Source organism: Thioclava sp. UBA3469 (assembly GCF_002378135.1).
In the GTDB taxonomy this organism is placed as follows: domain Bacteria; phylum Pseudomonadota; class Alphaproteobacteria; order Rhodobacterales; family Rhodobacteraceae; genus Thioclava; species Thioclava sediminum.
This window is the reverse complement of the sequence record NZ_DFRG01000173.1, coordinates 1-4,230: the sequence shown is the minus strand read 5'-3', so window position 1 is coordinate 4,230 and position 4,230 is coordinate 1. Positions and strand designations below refer to the sequence as shown.

Below are 4,230 nucleotides of genomic sequence, written 5' to 3'. Positions count from 1 at the left end.
CCCGCAGCGGCGGCTCCTGATGCACGACCTGCGGCTGGCGCGGTGCGCGCGCGAGGCGCTTGGCGACGGCGGCCAGCACCGAGGCCGACGGACGCGGCGGCTCCGGCTCGGGGTCGGCGAAGGTCTCGGGCATGTCGTGATGCAGCGGGGCCTCAGGCTCGGGCGCGTAATCGGTCACGATCGGCGCCGACTTGCGGTTCTGCACCGCCTGGCTGATCCGGGCGCGAATGCGGTCCTCGGTCGGCGCTGCGGGCTGCGGCTGGTCGTCCCAATAGGGCTCGGTCTCGAACAGTTCGGGCGAGGCATCATAGGGATCGTAATCGGGTTCCACCGGACGACGGATGCGCGACAGGAAGGACGGGCGTGCCGCCGGGGCCGCTTCGACCTCGGGTGCCCAGTCATGCGCGGCGTAGGCCTGCTGCTCTTCCCAAGCCGCCAGCTCTGCGGCGCGTTCGGCTGCTTCGGCGCGGCGCTGACGCGCACGCTCTGCGGCCGAGCGAGCCCCCGTGACCGAGGCCGAAGCCCCCCGGCCCAGAATGTTCATCGCGCCGACATAGATCGCGACCGTGCCCAGCCACATGAAGCGCGTGATCGCCTGCAGCTCGGGCTTGGTGAAGCCGAGAACGAAGGTCGCCATCGCCAGCATCGCCGCGGCGAGGACCAGCGACAGAAGCTTCAGCCCAACCACGCCGGAAATCGGAACGATCCCCAGCATCGCGCCCGCGATCATGTCGCCGAAATGCCCACCGAGGCCGAAGGCCTGACCCCATTGATCGCCCGGCACCAGAAGCGCTGCGTAAACGGCGGCGACGGCCACGGCGATCGGGAAGAAGATCATCCGCGATACGAGGCGCTCCTCGCCGCGATGGGTGATCATGCGCAGACCCCAGGCCACCAGCGCCGCGGGCAGCAGCCACGCGCCGTGGCCTACGATCACGAACAGGGGCGAGGCGATCCCGGCGCCGATCCGGCCCAACCAGTTCTGCACCGGCTCATCCGAGGACGCCATCCAGCTTGGATCTTCGGGGTGATAGGAGAACAGCATCATCGCGGCGAGCAAGCCGAAGACGACCAGCAGCCCCCCTACCAATTCCTTGCCACGCCGCTCCAGAACGGCTTGCGTGTCCTGATCGAAAAGCGGATCGCGCTGTCGAACCTGATAAGATGCCATAACCTACCGTCCTCAACCGTATAGGCAGTCGCGGAGCTGCATCAGCCCGCGCTGCGTTTCTGCTTTTGGAGCGACCAGAGCCACTCTGATATATTTCTGGCCGGGGTTTTCCCCGTTCACCTCGCGCGCGAGATAGGCGCCCGGCAGCACGCGAATGCCGGTTTCTGTCCAAAGCTTGAGCGCCGCTGCCTCCCCGTCTTCGACGGGAAGCCAGAGGAAGAAGCCGCCCTGCGGCAGCTGGAAGCCATTGACGCCATCGAAGATCTGTCCCGCGATCTCGTATTTCTCGGCGTAGAGGCGACGATTTTCCGTGACATGGGCCTCGTCCGCCCAAGCCCGCTCGGCCACGCGCTGCAGCGGCTGCGGCAGCGGCGCGCCGGCATAGGCGCGCAGGCGACGGATATGTTTGATGCTTTGCGGCCCGGCAGCGAGGAAGCCCGAGCGCAGACCCGGCAGGTTCGACCGCTTCGAGAGCGAATGGAAAATCACCACGCGCTCGGGGTCGATGCCCTCCTCGGCGGCGACCTGTGCCGCACCGGGCGGCGGGGCCTCGCGCCAGATCTCGGAATAGCACTCGTCGGCGAAAACGATGAAATCGTGCTTCTCGGCCAGATGCAGCAGATCGGCCAGATAATCGCGGCTCGCGACTGCACCCTGCGGGTTCGAGGGCGAGCACAGATAGGCCACGGTGATGCGGTCCAGCACCTCAGGCGCAAGTGCCGAATAATTAGGCAAAAACCCCGTATCGGCGCCCGCGGGCACGAAAACCGGCTCCGCGCCGACCGCAGCCGCCGCCACCGCATAGACCTGATAGAACGGGTTCGGGATCGCGATCACGGGCGTTTTGCCGCGCTTTTGTTCGGGCGAAAGCGCCATCGCGGCGTTGTAAAGCCCCTCGCGGGTGCCGTTGAGCGCCATGATCCGCTCGGGGCCGATCTCGACCGAATAGCGCCGCTTGAGCCAACCCGAGATCGCGTCCAGCAATTCGGGCGTGCCGTCATTGGCGGGATATTTCCCAAACTCTCCAAGGCTTTGCGCGATCACATCGCCGACGAACTCGGGCATGGGATGGCGCGGCTCACCGATGGACATGGCCAAGACGTCGCCGCCCGGTTCATGCGAATCGAGCAGCGCGCGCAAACGCGGAAATGCGTATTCGGGCAGGTTCGAAAACCGCTCGGGAAAGTCCATCTGTGCCTCATCGAATGGGGTCTATGTCGCCCCTTATTGCCGACGAGGTTACAAAAGCTCCGCCGTTTCGTCCAGAAAAAGACAAGCTCCAGAGCGGGTTGACCACAAGAAATGTGGTTTTCAGGCCAGCGACGATTCGGCGGCCATGCCCAAACGCAGCAGCCGATCCTCCGTCATCGGCGGCGCCATCAGCGAAAACCCGCAGCTTGGGATGCCCGTCGGAAGGTTGAGCGCGCACAGCCCCAGCACGTTGCCAATCCGGGTGTTGCGCAGCGCGAGCACGTTCTCTTCCTGGAAATAGGCCTTGTCGCTGAGAAGGCGGCGGACATCGGGCGGCAGGATCGGCGAGGTCGGCACCAGCACGGCGTCATATTCCGCGGTCGCCTCCAGATAGGCGGCGCGATAGCCCGCCAGTTCGTGCCAGCCTTTCGCGTAATCCGAGGCCAGCGCGTCGCGCCCGCTGCGGAACCGCTCGAGGATCGCCGCGAACATCTTCTCGGGCGCGGCTTCGATCTCGTGCTTCCATTCGCCATAGGCTTCGGGGGCGAAGAGAACACCGGAAAGGTCCATCGCCTGACGCACCATCGGCAGCCCCCGCCGCTCGATCACCGCGCCCGCCTTGGCGAAGGCCTCGACGGCCCGCTCGAAGCCCTGCACCGGCTTTTCGCGGGTGCCCTCGAAGGGCAGCCCTTCCAGCACCAGAAGCCGCTTCCCCTTGAGGCTCGCGTCACGCAGATCGGGCGCGTTGCGCCGTTCGAGCAGCGCAAAGACATGAGCGGCATCCTCGACATTGCGCGTGATCGGCCCGACCGTGTCGAAGGTCCGGCACAGCGGCACGACACCTTTCGTCGTGATCCGCCCATGCGTCGTCTTCAGCCCCACGAGATCGTTCCACGCCGCCGGAATACGCACCGAGCCGCCCGTGTCCGAGCCAATCGCCGCCGCCGCCAAACCACGTGCCACCGACAGCGCCGCGCCCGAGGACGAACCGCCCGGCGCGAGTTCGGGATCATGAATATTCGGCGGCGTCGCGGTCATCGGGTTCACGCCAAGCCCCGAGAAGGCCAGTTCGGTCATATGCGTCTTGCCCAGACAGACCGAACCGCCCAGCGTGGCTTCGATCAGCACATCGGCGTCGCGCTCGGGCACACGCCCGGCCAACAGTCGCGAGCCCGCCTCGGTCGCGACCCCGGCGGTGTCGTAGAGATCCTTCCAAGACAGCGCGACCCCGTCGAGCATCCCGCGCCTGGTTCCCTGCTTGGCGCGCTGATGCGCGGCCATCGCCTCGTCGCGCGCCCGCTGCGGCGTGAGCCGCGCATAGATGTCCTCGGACGCTTCAGCCGCCTCCAGATAGGCCTCGGTCTGCTCCACCGGATCGAGCTGACCGGCGGCAATCGCCCGCCCTTGTTCCGCAGCCCCTGCCAACCGCCATTCCATGCCCGCCTCCTTCGTTCTTTCCGCCACGCTAGCGACAGTCCCGCGCATGGACAATCCCGCTTCCAGCGCCATAGTAAGCGCCATGAAACACGATTCAGACGTCATCATCGCGGGCGGCGGGCTCAACGGCCCCGCCTTGGCGCTTGCACTGGCCTCCGCCGGCCTTTCCGTGACCCTTGTCGACGCCGCCCCGGCACGCCAGCGCGCGACCGACACGTTCGACGGCCGCGCCTATGCGCTGGCGATCGCGTCGCAGAAATTGCTGCGCGCGATTGGCGTCTGGGACGGTCTGGCCGATCAGGCGCAGCCGATGATGGAAGTAAAAGCCGCCGACGGTCACGCAGGCGAAGGGGCGGCCCCTTTCTTCCTGCATTTCGACGCGCGCGAGCTGGATCAGGCGCCGGTCGGCTACATGCTGGAGGACCGCTACC

General features: G+C 66.6%; 4 protein-coding genes. 1 reads left to right on the top strand and 3 read right to left on the bottom strand.

The window, feature by feature from the left end:
* The 3 genes from B3D39_RS12890 to B3D39_RS12880 all read right to left on the bottom strand — a co-directional run.
* On the bottom strand, positions 1-1,171 hold a 1,171-nt coding region (locus B3D39_RS12890), incomplete at its 3' end, for a DNA translocase FtsK 4TM domain-containing protein (protein WP_286789767.1).
* A gap of 12 nt (positions 1,172-1,183) precedes the next feature.
* A complete protein-coding gene (locus tag B3D39_RS12885) occupies positions 1,184-2,362 on the bottom strand; it encodes an aminotransferase class I/II-fold pyridoxal phosphate-dependent enzyme (protein ID WP_274961951.1) in 1,179 nt (392 codons plus the stop codon).
* Between the two features lie 120 nt (positions 2,363-2,482).
* Positions 2,483-3,799, bottom strand: a complete 1,317-nt coding sequence (locus B3D39_RS12880; protein ID WP_274961952.1) for an amidase — start codon at positions 3,797-3,799, stop codon at positions 2,483-2,485.
* A 46-nt stretch (positions 3,800-3,845) separates the two neighbouring features.
* Between B3D39_RS12880 and B3D39_RS12875 the strand changes: the two genes are divergently transcribed.
* Positions 3,846-4,230 (top strand): FAD-dependent monooxygenase (locus tag B3D39_RS12875; RefSeq protein ID WP_286789766.1); only part of this gene is annotated, 385 nt, incomplete at its 3' end.